The 15,937-nt window shown below is 69.3% G+C and carries 17 protein-coding genes; 8 read left to right on the top strand and 9 right to left on the bottom strand.

The genetic code is table 11. The features are described from left to right. On the top strand, positions 1-336 hold a 336-nt coding region (locus AB0C29_RS09735; RefSeq protein ID WP_360817754.1), incomplete at its 5' end, for an ATP-binding protein. Then, a complete protein-coding gene (locus tag AB0C29_RS09730; protein WP_360817751.1) occupies positions 311-973 on the top strand; it encodes a response regulator transcription factor in 663 nt (220 codons plus the stop codon). The genes AB0C29_RS09735 and AB0C29_RS09730, both read left to right, overlap by 26 nt. A 49-nt stretch (positions 974-1,022) precedes the next feature. Here AB0C29_RS09730 and AB0C29_RS09725 read toward each other — a convergent pair whose 3' ends face one another. Beyond that, entirely contained in the window at positions 1,023-1,382 is a 360-nt protein-coding gene (locus AB0C29_RS09725) for a hypothetical protein (protein ID WP_360817748.1), read from the bottom strand. Positions 1,383-1,512: 130 nt separating this feature from the next. Here AB0C29_RS09725 and uvrA point away from each other — a divergent pair, with 130 nt between their 5' ends. From uvrA to AB0C29_RS09710, 3 genes are read left to right on the top strand one after another with little or no spacing between them, the layout of a single operon-like run. After that, positions 1,513-3,978, top strand: coding sequence for an excinuclease ABC subunit UvrA (gene uvrA, locus AB0C29_RS09720; RefSeq protein WP_360817745.1), 2,466 nt, complete (start codon positions 1,513-1,515; stop codon positions 3,976-3,978). A 27-nt stretch (positions 3,979-4,005) separates the two neighbouring features. Beyond that, a complete protein-coding gene (locus AB0C29_RS09715) occupies positions 4,006-4,443 on the top strand; it encodes a hypothetical protein (RefSeq protein ID WP_360817742.1) in 438 nt (145 codons plus the stop codon). A gap of 33 nt (positions 4,444-4,476) precedes the next feature. Then, positions 4,477-4,884 (top strand): hypothetical protein, encoded by a 408-nt coding sequence (locus AB0C29_RS09710; RefSeq protein WP_360817739.1) that lies wholly within the window; start codon positions 4,477-4,479, stop codon positions 4,882-4,884. Here AB0C29_RS09710 and AB0C29_RS09705 read toward each other — a convergent pair. The 8 genes from AB0C29_RS09705 to AB0C29_RS09670 all read right to left on the bottom strand — a co-directional run bounded on the left by AB0C29_RS09705 (position 4,859) and on the right by AB0C29_RS09670 (position 13,814). Beyond that, a complete protein-coding gene (locus tag AB0C29_RS09705; RefSeq protein ID WP_360817737.1) occupies positions 4,859-5,371 on the bottom strand; it encodes a peptidase inhibitor family I36 protein in 513 nt (170 codons plus the stop codon). The genes AB0C29_RS09710 and AB0C29_RS09705 overlap by 26 nt on opposite strands. Positions 5,372-5,689: 318 nt before the next feature. Further along, positions 5,690-6,931 carry an iron-containing alcohol dehydrogenase gene (locus AB0C29_RS09700; RefSeq protein ID WP_360817734.1) on the bottom strand — a complete coding sequence of 414 codons (1,242 nt, stop codon included), beginning with the start codon at positions 6,929-6,931 and terminating at the stop codon, positions 5,690-5,692. Between the two features lie 30 nt (positions 6,932-6,961). After that, positions 6,962-8,422 (bottom strand): NAD-dependent succinate-semialdehyde dehydrogenase, encoded by a 1,461-nt coding sequence (locus AB0C29_RS09695; protein ID WP_360817732.1) that lies wholly within the window; start codon positions 8,420-8,422, stop codon positions 6,962-6,964. Positions 8,423-8,427: 5 nt separating this feature from the next. Further along, positions 8,428-9,504 carry an ABC transporter ATP-binding protein gene (locus AB0C29_RS09690; protein WP_360817729.1) on the bottom strand — a complete coding sequence of 359 codons (1,077 nt, stop codon included), beginning with the start codon at positions 9,502-9,504 and terminating at the stop codon, positions 8,428-8,430. Then, entirely contained in the window at positions 9,504-10,571 is a 1,068-nt protein-coding gene (locus tag AB0C29_RS09685) for an ATP-binding cassette domain-containing protein (protein WP_360817726.1), read from the bottom strand. The genes AB0C29_RS09690 and AB0C29_RS09685 overlap by 1 nt, the downstream gene beginning before the upstream one ends. Beyond that, entirely contained in the window at positions 10,571-11,482 is a 912-nt protein-coding gene (locus tag AB0C29_RS09680; RefSeq protein WP_360817723.1) for a carbohydrate ABC transporter permease, read from the bottom strand. The genes AB0C29_RS09685 and AB0C29_RS09680 overlap by 1 nt, the downstream gene beginning before the upstream one ends. Continuing rightward, positions 11,482-12,348: a sugar ABC transporter permease gene (locus AB0C29_RS09675; protein WP_360817720.1), complete on the bottom strand. Its 867-nt coding sequence runs from the start codon at positions 12,346-12,348 to the stop codon at positions 11,482-11,484. Before AB0C29_RS09675 ends, AB0C29_RS09680 begins: the two co-directional genes overlap by 1 nt. Before the next feature lie 80 nt (positions 12,349-12,428). Beyond that, complete coding sequence (locus AB0C29_RS09670; RefSeq protein ID WP_360817717.1) at positions 12,429-13,814, bottom strand: extracellular solute-binding protein; 1,386 nt, start codon at positions 13,812-13,814, stop codon at positions 12,429-12,431. 414 nt (positions 13,815-14,228) lie between these two features. Here AB0C29_RS09670 and AB0C29_RS09665 point away from each other — a divergent pair, with 414 nt between their 5' ends. The 3 genes from AB0C29_RS09665 to AB0C29_RS09655 form a co-directional block, all read left to right on the top strand. Further along, the gene (locus AB0C29_RS09665) at positions 14,229-14,882 is read left to right on the top strand and encodes a GntR family transcriptional regulator (RefSeq protein ID WP_360817715.1); all 654 of its coding nucleotides are present in this window, start codon (positions 14,229-14,231) and stop codon (positions 14,880-14,882) included. 88 nt (positions 14,883-14,970) lie between these two features. Next, positions 14,971-15,531, top strand: coding sequence for a DJ-1/PfpI family protein (locus AB0C29_RS09660; protein WP_360817712.1), 561 nt, complete (start codon positions 14,971-14,973; stop codon positions 15,529-15,531). Between the two features lie 57 nt (positions 15,532-15,588). Continuing rightward, positions 15,589-15,937 (top strand): alpha/beta hydrolase (locus AB0C29_RS09655; RefSeq protein ID WP_360817709.1); only part of this gene is annotated, 349 nt, incomplete at its 3' end.

The following is a 15,937-nucleotide window of genomic DNA, read 5'->3' as shown; positions in this document are numbered from 1 at the left end:
GGCGACCTGGACGCGCTGCCCCCGGCCGTGGACGCGGCGGTCTACCGCAACGTCCAGGAGACGGTGACCAACGCCATGCGGCATGCGGTGGACGCGACCGAGGTCACGGTCCGGGTGACCGGAGAACCGCAAACGGTACGGGTGACGGTGCGCGACGACGGCGCGCGAGCCGGCCGCGGTCGCGACGGGTACGGTCTTGCCGGGCTGCGAGAGCGCGCTGCCCTGCTCGGCGGGGAGCTGAGCGCCGGACCGGGCACCGACCGGGGCTGGCAGGTCGAGGCGGAGCTGCCGCGGGGGAGGGCGAACAACCGTGTCCATCCGCGTACTGGTCGCTGACGACCAGCCGGTCATCCGTACCGGGCTGCGCATCATGCTGAACGCCCAGCCCGATGTCGAGGTCGTGGGCGAGGCCGCCGACGGCCGGGAGGCGGTCCGGCTGGCCCGGGACCTGCGACCCGACGTCTGCCTTTTCGACATCCGGATGCCCGAGGTCGACGGCCTGCAGGCCACCCGGCTGATCGCCGGTCCGGGCGTCGCCGACCCGATGGTCGTGGTCGTGATCACCACCTTCGATCTGGACGAGTACGTCTACGGCGCCCTGCGCGCAGGGGCACGCGGATTCCTGCTCAAGGACGCGGGGCCCGATCTGCTGGCGCAGGCCGTACGGTCGGCTGCCGACGGTGAGGCCCTCATCGCGCCGAGCGTCACAGTGCGCCTGCTGCGGGCGTTCGCGGAGGTGCCGACCGGGCGGCCCGCCGCTCAGCCGATCTCGCCGGTCACCACCCGCGAGGAGGACGTGCTGCTGGCCGTCGCCCAGGGGCTCACCAACGTCGAGATCGCCGATGCCCTGCACATCAGCCTGAGCACGGTGAAGACGCATCTGGCGAGCCTGATGGCCAAGCTCGGCGCCCGCAACCGCGTGGAGATCGCGATGTGGGCGTACGAGACCCGCCGGATCATCCCGGGACCCTGAGCCCGGCGTCCGTCCGTCAGGTCTTCCCGTTGACGGCGTTACGGGAGCGTCAGTCAGCGGCCGGCCCCGGTCGGCGTCGGCCGCGCGCCAACAAATACCCGGCATAGGCGGCGAGCGCGACCGCAGCGAACACCGCGGGCGCCCCGATGACCGCGTTGTCGCGGTCGCGGGAAGTCAACGCCGTCCCGGACGAGTGGTCGGAAAGCAGCGACCACTGCGACCGCCACGACATGGCCGATCCGGTCGAGAGCGCGGAGCCGACCGACAGGATCGATCCGGCTGAGCCGATGCTGCCGATCGAGGCGACCGAGCCGACGCTGCCGATGGACAGCACCGAGCCGCGGGAGCCGATCGACAGCAGGGAATCGGTGGACCACAGCGACAGGCGCGAGGAGCCGGTGGAGGTCATGAGCGGATTATGCGGTACGCCGGTTGTCCTCGCGACCATACGGATCCGCCGCAGAGCGCTCGTGGCGGTGGTTCGGCGCCGCCGGACAGGGTAACCAGACCTGGTGGAAAATGACGTTAATGACCGGTTCGTGCGCGTCCGGGGCGCCGCCGAGCACAACCTTCGGAACGTCGACGTCGACATTCCCCGCGATGCCATGGTCGCCTTCACCGGCGTCTCCGGTTCGGGCAAGTCGTCGCTGGCCTTCGGGACGCTCTATGCCGAGGCTCAGCGCCGGTACTTCGAGTCCGTCGCGCCGTACGCCCGTCGGCTGTTGCAGCAGGTCGGTGCGCCGCACGTGCAGGAGATCACCGGCCTGCCCCCGGCCGTGGCCCTGCAACAGCGTCGCGGAGCACCCAGTTCGCGGTCGACGGTCGGCACCATCACCACGCTGTCCAACCTGCTGCGGATGCTCTACTCGCGGGCCGGGACCTACCCGCCGGACGCCCCGCGGCTGGAGGCCGAGGCGTTCTCCCCCAACACCGCGGCCGGCGCCTGCCCACGGTGTCAAGGACTGGGCGTCGTGCACGACGTCGCCGAGGACCTGCTCGTCCCGGACCCGTCGCTGAGCATCCGCGACGGCGCCATCGCGGCCTGGCCGGGCGCCTGGCAGGGCGCCAACCTGCGCAGCGTCGTGACCGGCCTGGGGATCGACATCGACAGACCGTGGCGCAAGCTCAGGAAGAAGGACCGGGACTGGCTCCTCTACACCGACGAGCAGCCGTCCGTCCTCGTCGAGCCCGAGCGTGACCGCATCGACAGCGGCTACTACGGGAAGTTCTGGAGCGCCCGTCGGCACGTCATGCACGTGCTCGCCGACTCCAAGAGCGACCGGATGCGCGAGCGGGCGATGCGGTTCGTCCGGAGCGTGCCCTGCCCGGTGTGCCACGGCAGCGGCCTGCGCCCGGAGGCGCTCGCGGTGACCTTCGCCGGCCGTACCATCGCCGAGGTCAACGCGATGCCCCTCGCCGCCGTCGTGGCTCTCCTGCGGCCCGCCGCGGGGTTGTCCGGGGCCCAGGCTGCGACGCCGACCGCCCGGTCCGGGGAGACGACCGAGGTCGCGGTCCGGCTGTGCGCCGACCTGGTCGCGCGCGTCGAGGTGCTGCTCGATCTCGGCCTGGGGTACCTCAGCCTCGGGCGCCGCTCGACGACGCTGTCGCCCGGCGAGGCGCAGCGCCTGCGTATCGCCACCCAGTTGCGTTCGGGGCTGTTCGGGGTCGTCTACGTGCTCGACGAGCCCTCCGCGGGCCTGCACCCGGCCGACGCGGAGCCGCTGCTGGACGTGCTGGACCGGCTGAAGGCGGCGGGCAACTCGCTGTTCGTCGTGGAGCACGACCTGGACGTGGTCCGGCGGGCGGACTGGGTGGTCGACATCGGCCCCGGCGCGGGCGAGAGCGGCGGACGCGTGCTGTACAGCGGTCCGGTCCCCGGCCTCGAACAGGTCGAGGAGTCGGCCACCAGCCGGTACCTGTTCGGCCGGGCCGAACCGCTCGACCATCGCCCGCGTACGCCCCAGGGCTGGCTGCACCTGCGCGGCGTCTCCCGCCACAACCTGCACGACGTGTCCGTCGACGTGCCGCTCCAGGTGCTGACCGCAGTGACCGGGGTGTCCGGTTCCGGGAAGTCGACGCTGGTCACCCAGGTGCTCGCCGAGGTCGTGCGCGGCCACCTCGGGCTGGCGAGCGACGAGCCCGACGAGGCGGAGCTCGACCTCGACGTGCGGGACGCGGCGGGGCTCGACTCGTTCGACCGGCTGGTCCGGGTCGACCAGCGGCCCATCGGCCGCACGCCCCGGTCCAACCTGGCCACCTACACCGGGATGTTCGACGCGGTGCGCAAGCTGTACGCGGCGACGGACGAGGCGCAGGCGCGCGGGTACGCGGCCGGACGGTTCTCCTTCAACGTCCCGGAGGGGCGGTGTGAGACGTGCCAGGGAGAGGGGTTCGTCGCGGTCGAACTGTTGTTCCTGCCCGGGACCTACGCGCCGTGCCCGACCTGCCACGGCGCGCGGTACAACGCGGAGACGCTGGAGGTGACCTACCGCGGCAAGAACATCGCGGACGTGCTGGCGATGTCCGTCGACGACGCCGCCAAGTTCCTCGCCCACGTCCCGGCCGCCTCCCGGAGCCTCGAGACGCTTCGGGAGGTGGGGCTGGGCTACCTGCGGCTGGGCCAGCCGGCGACCGAGCTCAGCGGTGGCGAGGCCCAGCGCATCAAGCTCGCCACCGAGTTGCAGCGGGCCCGCCGCGGCCACGCGCTGTACCTGCTCGACGAGCCGACCGCGGGGCTGCACCCCGCGGACATCGCGCTGCTGCTGCGGCAACTGCACCGGCTCGTCGACGCCGGTAACACCGTCGTCCTGGTCGAGCACGACCTGGACACGATCGCCGGCGCCGACTGGGTCATCGACCTCGGCCCGGGTGGTGGGGACGCGGGCGGCCGGGTCGTCGCGACCGGCCCTCCCGCCACGATCGCCCGCGCCGGGGAGAGCGCGACCGGGCGCCATCTGGCGCGCCGCCTCGCGTTACCCAGTGGCCACCGACTACCGCCCGGCTGATCTACTTCTCGGGTGGGCAGCTCGTACGTGGACTACCGGGAGTCCGGTTTCTGGGTCCGTGACTACCAGGCAGAGGTGTGGCTCTACCTGCTGGCGCGAGAGGCCGGACGGATCTCCGCGCCCCCGGCGTGGCTCAGTGATGCCGGTGCGGACTGGGAGACGCAAGCCGCGGCCGGTTTCATGGGATGCGTGTCATCCCGCCTGGATGAGCATCTCGGAACGGAGTCCGAGCGGGTCGCGGTGGTGCTCGATCTGTCCGAGCGGGTCCTCCGGCAGCTGCGCGAGTGGTCTCCGGCCATCCCGAAGGCTCTCGTGAATTCCTTCGGCACCGGAGGCGAACAGGAGTCGTTCCACTCCGACCTGCCTACCGGCCCATTGCTGGCATGCGGCGACGCCTTCATCCGCCTGCTCCGTGGAGAGTTTCCGCCCGGTCATGCCGGATGGGCATCGGAACCCTTCGCCTAAAAACCTTGGTAAATAAGGGGTTCAGAGGTGTGGGTGGCGGGCGAGGCCTATCGGGTGTCCTTCGACGACATGCGTCAACGGGGTTCGGCGCATCATGACGACCAGGCATCGCCGGCTACCCGGACACGCCGAAACCAAAAACAGCTCCTACCCCTCACCTACAGGGGAGCGGTCGGCGCGCGGGTACCGATCCCGTATGGGCAGCCGTGGCGGACACCGCCGGAGCGGCCGTTCAGGCACGCGGCGCTGGATGTCGCCGCCGCGTGCCTGACAGGGCTTCGGTGCGATGCAGTTGACCGGTCCCGGCGCCCTCGGGCCGCCCGTGACCGCGATGCCGCTGTCGACGTGCTGCGCAAGGCGGTTGAGCTGGGCGTCAACCACATCGACACGGCTCAGTACAACGGGCTGGACGTCGTCAACAAGGTGATCCGGGAGTCGTGAAGCGGCCGCAGGCGTAGAGGCTCGTGACGCGGTCGCACCAGTCGCTGCTCTGGCAGGTGGCGTAGCCGCTTGCCGCGACCGTGCGGTTCCAGCCGCTGGCGTTGCAGCTCACCCAGTCGTAGACCCGTACGTCGGTGTTGGTGTCGTTCCACCAGCTCTCGCCGTCGTCCCTCGCCGCGTTGCTCAGCTGCCAGCAGTGTCCGGGAGCCCCGGCGATCCCGTTGAGGCTGTACCGGTGGAACTCGCCGTCGTAGTTGGTGCTGTCCCACTGGCAGAAGTAGGTCCAGCTGCACTGCCCGAGGCTGCGCCGCGAGACGAAGGCGACGCTCTCCACCTCGTTCACCTGCCGGAAGGTCAGGACCTCACCGGTGCTCACGCGCTCCTGGTAGGTGCTGCCGATCTTGTGTGCGGCCCCGGGTGGCAACACGGTGGCCGCCTCCGCGGGCTCGGCGGCCAGCAACACCAGCGCAGCGGCGAGCACTGCCATGAGTTTTCTGATCATCCCCGTGCCTCTCCCGTGAAAGGTCCAGCCTGCGGCGCGGCACCTTACGCGAAGTGAGGGCCCGGCGACTGTATGGCCACAATAGAAGGAAGTTGAGGTTCAGCGGAAGGGTCTCAGCCGCAGAGAGCCGCCAGGATCCCCGCGATGGATTGCGGTCTCCCCGGCGAGGCGCTTCGCTTTACCAGGGTCCAAGTAGGACCAGGCTGTCGGAACGGGCGGCAGATCAACGTCGCCATTGTGGAGGTTCATGCGTCGGGATTCGTCCCGACTGAGATGGCGTGGCTCCACCTCTCGAACACTCACTCAGCCACTGTCTCTGCTCAGAGTCAGGTTGTGTCGGCTCCGGTCCCCGGCCCAGGCCGCTTCGAGGATCGCGGTCAGGCTGGCGGTGTCGGTCGGCCCTGGATGGTTCTGAATCAATCGGGTGACGCCACTGGCCATCTCCGCGAAGCGGGGAAGGTCGGCGCGGGCCACGCCGAGGTCCGCCAAGGTGGGCGGGATGCCGATGTCGGCAAGCAGCCCGTCGAGCCAGGCAAGGAACGCGTCAGCGGCCTCGGCATCCGAGGCGTCGGTCACGTCCAGCCCGCACACCCGGGCGAGGATGGCCAACCGGTCGCCGATGGCATCCCGGGCCGCGTCCAGGGCGTAGGGCAGTAGCAGCCCGACGCCCAGGCCGTGCGGCGTGTGCGTGGCTGCGCCGATGGGGTATTGAAGGGCGTGCGGGGCCGCGTTGCCCGCGTGGGAGAAGGCGAGCCCGGCGAGCATGGAGCCGTAGGACATGTCCGCGCGCGCGTCCGTGTCGCCTCCGTCCCTGACGGCACGGCGCAAGCTTCGGGCGATCCGCTCCGCGGCCAGGAGCGCGTAGTGGTCGGTGATCGCGTTGCGGCCGAGGAAGACCTGCTCCACCGGGTCACGCGGTCCGTGGGCCCGGGGTCGCGCGGTGTAGCTCTCCACCGCGTGGCAGAACGCGTCGATGCCGGAGTGGGCGGTGACGGTCGCCGGGCAGGTGTAGGTGAGTTCGGGGTCGACGATGGCGAAGTCGGGCACGATGTGGACGCTGGAGACCCCCACCTTCAGCTCGCGGTCCGGGTCGGTCAGCACCGAGACGGGGGTGAGCTCGGAGCCGGTGCCTGACGTCGTCGGGACGGCGACGAGCGGCATCGTCGGCCCCGGCACCTTCGACTCGCCGTAGTAGTCGCGTGGCGTCCCACCGTGGCGCCGGATGACGCCGACGATTTTGGCGAGGTCGATCACCGTGCCACCGCCGATCGCGAGGATCACGTCGGCGTCCATCTCGGCGGCGACCGAGACGGCCAGGGCGACATCGGCGAGTGGTACGTCCGGAGTCGCGTCGGAGAACACCTCGACGACCTTGATCTGCTCCCGCACGGCGGCCACGATCGCGGCCACGCCCGGCTGCCCCAGAAGGACCTGGTCGGTCACGATGAGGACTCGCGAGCCACTCTCGGCCACCACTCGCGGGATGTTCTGCGCGACCCCTTCGCCCACTATCAGCTGGCGTGGTCCGCGGACGGTCTCAAGCATGTCAGTGCCTCTCCCGGAGCAGAAGGCTGGTCACGGCAGGTCGATAGCCGCGTAGGTGACGTCGAGATACTCACGGATGCCCTCGTGCGACCCCTCCTTGCCGATCCCGGACTGCTTCACGCCTCCGAACGGCGCCGACGGGTCCGAGATCAGACCTCGGTTGATGCCAAGCATCCCCGTCTCCAGTCCCTCGGTGAACCGGAGCGCCCGCTGAAGGTCGCGGGTGAAGACGTATCCGACCAGGCCGTGCTCGGTGTTGTTGGCCTTCGCCAGCACCTCGTCGTCGGACGTGAACGAGATGATCGGCGCCACCGGGCCGAAGATCTCCGCCCCCAGCATCCGTGCGTCGTCGGGCACGTCGACGACGACCGTGGGCGGGTAGAAGTGGCCCGGCCCAGCCGGACGCTCGCCGCCCACCAGGACCCGGGCGCCGCGATCGACCGCGTCGGCGACGAGCTCCTCGATCTTGGTGACCGAGGCCTCGTCGATCAGCGCCCCGACGTCCACGCCGTCGTCGAGACCGTGGCCGACCGAAAGCGCGCCCATTCGCTCGGCGAAGCGTGCCGTGAACTCCTCGCGTACCGGCTCCTCGACGTAGATCCGGTTGGCCGCGATGCAGGACTCCCCGATGTTGCGCATCTTGGCCACCATGGCCCCGTCGACCGCGACGTCCAGGTCGGCGTCGGCACACACGATCAAGGCCGCGTTGCCGCCCAGCTCCATGGAGGTGCGCAGCACGTTGTCCGCTGCCTGTCGGAGCAGCACCCGCCCGACCTCGGTCGACCCGGTGAACGAGAGCTTGCGGGTCCGCCTGTCGGCCAGCAGTGCGGAGACCACCTCGCCGGCACGCTTGGTGGTCACCACGTTGACCACGCCGGGCGGAACGCCGACCTGCTCCATGATGCGGGCCAGGAGCAGCATGGTCAGTGGCGTCTGGGCGGCCGGCTTGGTGATGGTCGTGCAGCCCGCCGCCAGCGCCGGAGCGATCTTGCGGGCACCCATCGCCAGCGGAAAGTTCCAGGGCGTCACGAAGACGCACGGTCCGACCGGCTTGGGCACGGTGAGGATGCGGTATCCACCTGCGGGAGCGATGCTGTAGCGCCCCTCGACGCGCACCGCCTCCTCGGCGAACCACCGGAAGAACTCGGCGCCGTAGGCCACCTCGGCCCGGGCCTCGGCGAGCGGCTTGCCCATCTCGAGCGTGATCAGCCGGGCGACCTCCTCGGATCGCTCGGTCAGGGCCCGGTACGTCGCGGTCAGCAACTCTGACCGTTTCCGGGGCGGGGTCGCCGCCCACTCCGCCATGGCCCCGCTCGCCGCGTCCAGAGCGGTGAGGCCGTCGACAACGCCGGCGTCCGCCACCTCGGCGATGGTCTTGCCGGTGGCCGGGTCCTCGACGGCGAAGGTGGCTCCGCTCGCGGCGTCGCGCCAGGCGTCGCCGATCCGGAGCCGCCGGTGCTCGGGGGCCAGGACGTCCATCGGGTCACTCATCGCGGCTACCGCCCGGCCTCGGACAGCGACAGCCCGGTGCCGGCGTCGAACAGGTGCGCACGGTCCAGGTCGACCGTGACAAGCAGCCGCTCACCCGCCGTACCGGTGATGGTCGGTCTGGCCTTGACCTTGAGGATCTCCGTGCCCACCCGGACGTCGACCACCGTCCGGTCACCGAGCGGCTCAAGCTCGTAGAGCTCCCCTGACAACGACGCGTTCCCACGCCGCTCGACGGACAGGTCCTCCGCGCGCACGCCCAGCAGCAGAGGACGACCGTCCTCAGCCGTGGTCCAGCGGGGCCGTGGCAGCGTCCAGCCTTGGGCGCCGACCAGACGATCTCCTTCGGCGTGGCAGGCGAGCAGGCTGATCGGCGGGCTTCCGACGAACCCGGCGACCCACTGGTTGGCCGGCCGCTCGTACACCTCGGTCGGCGTTCCGATTTGTTGCACCTTGCCCTCCCTGAGCACCGCGACCTGGTCGGCCATGGACAGGGCCTCGACCTGGTCGTTGGTCACGTAGACGAAGGTCGCTCCGAGCCTGGAGTGGATGCGGGTGAGTTCGGTGCGCATCTCGACGCGGAGCTTGAGGTCGAGGTTCGTCAACGGCTCGTCCATGAGAAACGCGCGCGGGCTACGGACCAGCGCCCGGGCCAGGGCGACACGCTGCATCTCACCGCCCGACAACTGCGCGGGGCGACGCTGCAGCAGACGTTCGATGTGCAGCAGGCTCGAGATCCGCTCGACGGCAGCGGCGATCTCGCTCGAGGAAGAGCGGCGTGCCCGCAGCGGCGAAGCGATGTTCTCGTACACCGTGTGCCGCGGGTAGAGGGCGTAATTCTGAAAGACCATGGCCAGATCCCGTACGGCCGGAGCGTCACCGGTCGCATCCCGCCCGTCCAGATGCACCGACCCGGCGTCGAGCTTCTCCAGGCCGGCGATCGCTCGCAGGGTCGTCGTCTTGCCGGCCCCGGAGGGCCCGAGCACGACGAAGAACGAGCCGTCCGGTACGTCCAGCGTCACCCCGTCCAGGGCCTGGACCTTGCCGAAGGACTTGCACAGCCCGTGCGCTGCCACGGTTCCCATCAGGCCACCAGCTCTTCCGTGCTCACGTCGTAGACCGCCGGGGCGCCGCCGCTGTGCCGCAGCCCGACCTTTGCGTCTGTGGCGAACCGGGCCGTCGATGGCATCCGGACCCGTACGTCGCGCCCGCCGCCGTGGTCGACCACGTAGATGATCTCGTCGCCCAGCCACTCCGCCGAGACCACGCGGGCCGGTACTGAATCTTCCGCCCCTGGTTCTGCGACCTCCAGCGCCTCCGGGCGGACGCCGGCGACCAGGCGACGGTCCCGCGGCAGGCCCGGCGGTGGCGTGAGGGCCAGTCCGCCTTGCCCGCGCAGCTTCCCGTCGGCCACCTCCACCTCGATCAGGTTCATCGGCGGGGAGCCGATGAACGCGGCGCAGAAAAGACTCACCGGACGGTCGTAGACCTCCAGCGGCGTACCGATCTGCTCGACGCGGCCCTTGTTGAGGATGGCGATCCGGTGACCGAGCGACATCGCCTCGACCTGGTCGTGGGTGACGTAGACCATCGTCGTCCCCAGCTGTCCCTGCAGGTGCTTGATCTCCGTACGCATGTCGGCCCTCAGCTCCGCGTCCAGGTTGGTGAGGGGTTCGTCCATGAGGAAGGCCCGTGGCCGTCGCACCAGGGCGCGAGCGAGCGCGACGCGCTGCTGCTCCCCGCCGGACAGCTGGCGCGGTCTCCGGTTCAACAGCGGTGCGAGCCGCATCAGCCGGGCGGCCTCGTCGACGCGCTCACGGACCTCCGCCTTGGGCAGCCCCTCGGCCCGCAATGGGAACGCCAGGTTGTCGCGGGTTCTCAGATGCGGATAGAGGGCGTAGAACTGGAACACCATGGCGATGTCGCGTTCGGCGGGCGGCAGATCGTTGACCAGCGTGGCGCCGATGTGGATGTCGCCCGTCGTCTGCCTTTCCAGGCCGGCTATGGCCCGCAGCGTGGTCGTCTTGCCGCAACCCGAAGGGCCGAGCATCACGAACAGCTCGCCGTCGGCGATGGACAGGTCCACGTGCTCAACCGCGACCGTCCCGTCCGGGTAGCGCTTGTGCAGCGCGGTCACCTCGATGCCGGCCATCAGCGTCGCACCGCCCCGAGCGTCACACCGGCGACGAGGTGCTTGCGCACCAGGTAGGCGAAGACGAGTACCGGTAGGGCGAACACCACGGAGGAGGCGGCCACGAGGCCCCAGTCCACAGTGGTGCCGCCGATGAGCCCGGCGATCGCGGGTGGCGCCGTCCGGACGTCGTCGCTGGAGGTGAGGAAGATGGCGAACACGAACTCGTTCCACGAGAAGATGAGTGCGAAGACGGCCGTCGCGGCGATGCCGGGCACGAGCAAGGGAAGGGTGAACTTCCGGAACGCCTGCAAGCGGGTGTAGCCGTCGAGCATGGCGGCGTCCTCGTACTCCGCGGGTACCTCGTCGACGAAACCCTTCATCATCCAGATCGTGAACGGGACGTTGAACGCGGTGTAGATGAGGATCAGTCCGAGCGCGCTGTCGATGAGTCCGACCTGGCGGTACATGAGGAAGATGGGGACCACGACCACCACGGGCGGCATGAAGCGGGTGGACAGGATGAAGAACAGTTGGTCCTTCTTGGCCTTCATGTCGAAGCGTGAGTAGGCCCAGGCCGCCGGGACGCCCAGCACGGTGGCCAGCACCGTGGAGACGCCGGCGACTATGACGGAGTTGAGGAACGAGCCGGACAAGGTCGAACGACCGCCGCCGGACGCGACGAAGACGTCCTTGTAGTGGTCCAGCGTGACCTTGAAGTCGAGGAACTTGGCCGGGATGGCGTAGACGTCCCGGTTCTCCTTGATGGACGTCTCGATCATCCACAGCACCGGAAAGAGCATCACCACGGCCAGCACGGTCAGCAGCACGACCTCCAGCACGGATCGGACCCGGCCGCCACGGCGGCGCGTGGGGGGATCGTGATCCTGGACCGGACCTGTGGACACGGCCTCGCCGACGGAGAGGGCCATCAGTCCTCCTTGAGCTTGTTCAGGTAGCGCAGGTAGAGCTGCGTGAGGACGATGACGACCAGGACCATGAGGATTCCGTACGCCGAGGCGGTCCCGGTGTTGAAGCCCAGGAACGCGACCTTGTAGACGTGGAACGACAACGTCTCGGTGGAGACCCCCGGACCTCCGCTGGTGAGGATGTAGACGAGGTCGAACAGGCGGAAGGCCTCGATGGACCGGAACAACACGGCAATGAGGAGCAGCGGCCACACCAGCGGCAGAGTGATGGTGCGGAACCGGAACCACTCCGACGCCCGGTCGATCGAGGCGGCCTCGTACAGGTACTTGGGAACCGCGGTGAGGCCGGCGAGGGCGATGAGCATGATGAACGGCGTCCACTGCCAGGTGTCGACCACGATCAGCGAGATCAACGCCGTTCGCTGCCGGGTGAGCCACTCGACCTGCCCGAGGCCGAGCGAGCCGAGCATGCTGTTGACCACGCCGAACTGCGCGTCGAGCATGAATCGCCAGAACAGCCCGACCACGACCGGCGACAGCATCATCGGGACCAGGAACAGCGTCGTCAGCAGTCCTCGCCCGTGCGTACGCCGGGAGATCAGGTAGGCGATGGTGAATCCGAGCACGGTCTGCAGACCGACCGCGCCGACCACGTAGACCAACGTTGTCAGGGCCCTCAGATGGACCTGCGCCGAGGTCAGGATCGCGGTGTAGTTCCCGAACCAGACCCAATTGGCGGGCCCCCCGCGAGTGGCCGAGTAATCGGTGAAGGACAGGTACAACGCCCACAGCAACGGGAACACCGACATGGCGAGCAACAGCAGCAGCGCCGGCGCGATGAAGACCACGGCGAGTCGGCGGTCGCTCAACCAGCGGGACCTGCCCCGGGCAGGCGGCGTCACGGACGCCACCTGCCCGGGACGGTCGGTCGTCAGAGGGACGGGGGCACTCACAGTCCGCCGCCACCCTTTTTGCCGCTGGAGTCGAGCACGCTCTGCTGCTCCTTGGCGATGTCGTCGAGCGCGTCCTTCGGCTTCTTGGCGCCGTTGAGAGCCGCGTTCACGTTGGTGTTCTCGATGTTGACGAGGCGCGCGTACTCGGGCACGTTCCACATGTCCCGCATCCGTGGCACCGAGTCGGCGTACACCTGGTTGAACGGCCCGGCATTGAGGAACTCGGGCGATGCCAGAGCGTCCGTACGCGATGGCACGCCGCCGGCCGCGGCCCACTTCTTCTGGATGTCGGCCTGCTCGAACCACTTCATGAAGTTCAGGGCCTCGGCCTGGTTCGCCTTGGGGGAGTAGGCCGACACGTGCATCCCCATGCCGCCGAGAGGCACCAGGTCGGTCTTCTGTTTCGGCAGGGTGGCAAAGCCCAGTTTGTCGAGAATCTGCTCCCGCGTCTTGCCCAGCGTGGACTGCTTCGGGTCGAGCAGGCCGCCGCTCGCGGCGATCCAGTTGAACGCGATGCAGGCCTTGCCCTGGGCGACCGCCGCGTTCGTCTCGTCGATGAACCAATTGCCGGAGCCCTTGGCGGTCAGCGGCTTCATCTTGTTGACCAGGACGTCCATCGCCTCCTGGCCGGCCGTGTCGTTGAGGACGCCGTCGATCTTTTTCGTCTTGGCGTCCCAGAGGTTGCCACCGTAGACGCCGTTGACCGTGTTGTAGGTGACGGCCGCGGCGTCGGAGCCGTTGGCCTGGTGGAAAGCCAGCCCGCTGACGCCAGGGTTGTCCGCCTGGCACTTCTCGGCGGCTGAGATCATCTCGTCCCAGGTCTGCGGGGGCTTGTCGCCGATCAGGTCCTTGCGGTAGATCATCGTCCAGGTGTCGCCGAGCAGCGGCAGTCCGTACAGGCTGGCGTTCTCGTCGCGCTTGCCGGTCTCCGCCTGGGGGTACTGGCCGTAGGCCGCCAGGAGGTACGGGTTGTAGGCCTTGACGTCGACGTTCTGCTTGACGAAGTCGGTGAGGTCGAGGATGTTGCCGTTCGTCACGGCCTCGCCGATGTGCTGCGAGTCCAGGATCGCGATGTCGAAGTCGGTCTTGCGCGCGGCGAACTGGGTGAACATCGCGTCGTGCCAGTTCGCGTTCGGTACGGTGTTGACCTTGATGGTCGCGTTGGGTCGCTCTTTCTTGTACTCCTTGTTCGCGAAGGCTTCCAACGCTTGGGCGGGGGGCCACTCGAACCAGATGAAGCTCAGGGTCAGCGGGTCCTTGGTGAGCTCGGGGATGGTCGCCGGTGCCTTGGGGGCGCTCGCCTTCGCGTCGTCGTCCGGGCTGTCGCCGCACGCCGCCGTGGTCATGGTCACCAGCAGCAGGGCCGCCGTCGCCAGCCGCACCCTTCGACCGGGAACGGGCGGTTGTCCTGTTCGCTTCGGATACCGCATCTTCTTGCCTGCTTTCTGGGTAAGGACTTCTAGAGCCTCGCTAGGTGCATCGCCGAGCAGTTGCTGGTCTTCAGGCGTGTCGCGGGCTGCCGCGGGGGCCGGCCCGCGGACCGGGAGGGAGCTCGCGGCGATCGAAGTAGAGCGATGGCGGGCGGTTCCGCGATGGCGAGCGACCGCCACGTTTCCTATACGATCCGGTGAGGGCGTCAGCATGTCGCAGCGTTGTGATTGATGTCAACAGGTTCGCCGGGACGCAAGAAAGGACCTCACGTCACGATGGACGACGAAGCGGTGACCGCGCGGGACCGTGGCGCCATGGCGGGCGGGATGCCGCCGGGCCGAGCTCATGGCCGGCTGGCCGACGAGGTGTACGACACGCTGCTCGGCCAGCTGATGTCGCTACGGATCGAGCCTGGCTCCCGGGTCACGATCGACGTCCTGGCGCGGGAGCTGGGGGTCTCGCAGACGCCGATCCGGGACGCGCTGAACCGCATGGAGGCCGAGGGCCTGGTCGTGCGCGTGCCCCATGCCGGCTACCGCATTCCGCCCCAGATCACCCGGCACCGATTCGAGGACATGCTCGAGATCCGTCTGCTCCTCGAGCCGGCGGCGGCCCGCAGATCCGCCGAACGCGCATCGTTGCAGCAGGTGGATGGTCTGCGACGAATGCTGGAGGAGATGGCGGAGCTGGAGGGCGGCACCGGGCCCATGGCCTATGGCGCCTTCGGTTTACGCGACGCCGCTTTTCACGATCTCGTCGCCCTGAGCGCGGAGAACCAGATCATCCGTGAAACGCTCGCCCGCCTGCACAGCCACGTGCACCTCTTCCGGCTGCACCACGACACCCAGGTCACCCACCTGGCCATGGCCGAGCACGAGCAGGTCGTGGCCGCGATCGCCGCGCGTGACCCTGACGCGGCCGCCTACGCGATGCGCCGGCACATCCTGCGGTCCGGCGAGCGTTTCCGGCGGTTGTTCGACGAGGTCAAGGACGCGGACGCGATGGCGGCAGAGGCTTGACGGGCGTGCCGCCCCGGGCGATGCTGACTCAACCGGATCGGATCGGATCGGATCTACTCACGCGCCCCCCAGATGCGAGGAGAAGCAGTTGCCCAGAGCGCTGCTCCTGACCGGCGACGCCGCCGAGGAGCTCGACACCATGTATCCCTACTATCGCGTGCAGGAGGGCGGCTGGGACGTCGACGTCTCGTCACGGACGCTGCGTGACGTGCAACTGGTCATCCACGAGTTCGACCCGAACTCCGACGCCTACGTGGAGAAGAACGGCCGGAAGCTGCCGGTCGACGTGCCCTGGGCCGAGGTCGACGTCGAGCGCTATGACGCCCTCATCATCCCCGGGGGACGGGCCCCCGAATGGATCCGGGTCGACGCCGACGTCAGGCGCATCACCGAGCACTTCTTCGCGCGCAACCTCCCCATCGCACTGGTGTGCCACGGCGCACAGGTGCCGGCGGTGTACGGGCTGCTGAAGGGTCGGAAGACGGCCTGCTTCCCGCCGATCACCGGTGACATGGAAAACGCGGGCGCGACGGTCATCGACGCTCCCGACGTCGTGGACGGCAACCTCGTCTCCTGCCGGGGGTGGCCCGACATGCCGCAATTCGGCCGGGCGATGATGGAGCTCTTCTCGAAGTCCGTCAACACCTGACCTGCCCCCGTGTCGATACAGCGGACCGTCACAGTCGACGGATCCCCCGTCCACGTCTTGGAAAGCGGCACCGGGCCCGCAGTGCTGATGCTGCACGGCTCCGGACCCGGCACGACCGGGTCCGGCGCCTGGACAACGACCGCGCAGGCGCTGGGCACGTCCTGGCACCTGGTTGCCCCCGATCAGGCGGGGTTCGGCCGTACGCCGATCCCGGCGGGCTCCAGGGGAGGGCTCCGGCTGTGGACCGAGCAGGCCGCGAACCTGATGGACGCTCTCGGTCACGAGCACTACGCCGTGGTGGGCCACTCCATGGGCGGCGCCGTGGCGCTGGCGCTGGCCGCCGCGCGCCCCCAGCAGGTCACCCGTGCCGTGGCGGTCTCGACGATGGGCGCCCCCGGGGCGCCGC

It is taken from the genome of Actinoplanes sp. NPDC048791 (assembly GCF_040650095.1).
Lineage (GTDB): Bacteria > Actinomycetota > Actinomycetes > Mycobacteriales > Micromonosporaceae > Actinoplanes.
The sequence above is the reverse complement of the archived record's forward strand: the minus strand, read 5'-3'. Positions and strand labels throughout refer to the sequence as shown.

What these genes read in the sequence shown, in the direction of transcription:
- AB0C29_RS09690 (WP_360817729.1), bottom strand. Translation starts at nt 9,504, where the DNA reads ATGGGAACCGTGGCAGCGCACGGGCTGTGCAAGTCCTTCGGCAAGGTC.
- AB0C29_RS09680 (WP_360817723.1), bottom strand. Translation starts at nt 11,482, where the DNA reads ATGGCCCTCTCCGTCGGCGAGGCCGTGTCCACAGGTCCGGTCCAGGAT.
- AB0C29_RS09685 (WP_360817726.1), bottom strand. Translation starts at nt 10,571, where the DNA reads ATGGCCGGCATCGAGGTGACCGCGCTGCACAAGCGCTACCCGGACGGG.
- AB0C29_RS09705 (WP_360817737.1), bottom strand. Translation starts at nt 5,371, where the DNA reads ATGGCAGTGCTCGCCGCTGCGCTGGTGTTGCTGGCCGCCGAGCCCGCG.
- AB0C29_RS09700 (WP_360817734.1), bottom strand. Translation starts at nt 6,931, where the DNA reads ATGCTTGAGACCGTCCGCGGACCACGCCAGCTGATAGTGGGCGAAGGG.
- AB0C29_RS09725 (WP_360817748.1), bottom strand. Translation starts at nt 1,382, where the DNA reads ATGACCTCCACCGGCTCCTCGCGCCTGTCGCTGTGGTCCACCGATTCC.
- AB0C29_RS09695 (WP_360817732.1), bottom strand. Translation starts at nt 8,422, where the DNA reads ATGAGTGACCCGATGGACGTCCTGGCCCCCGAGCACCGGCGGCTCCGG.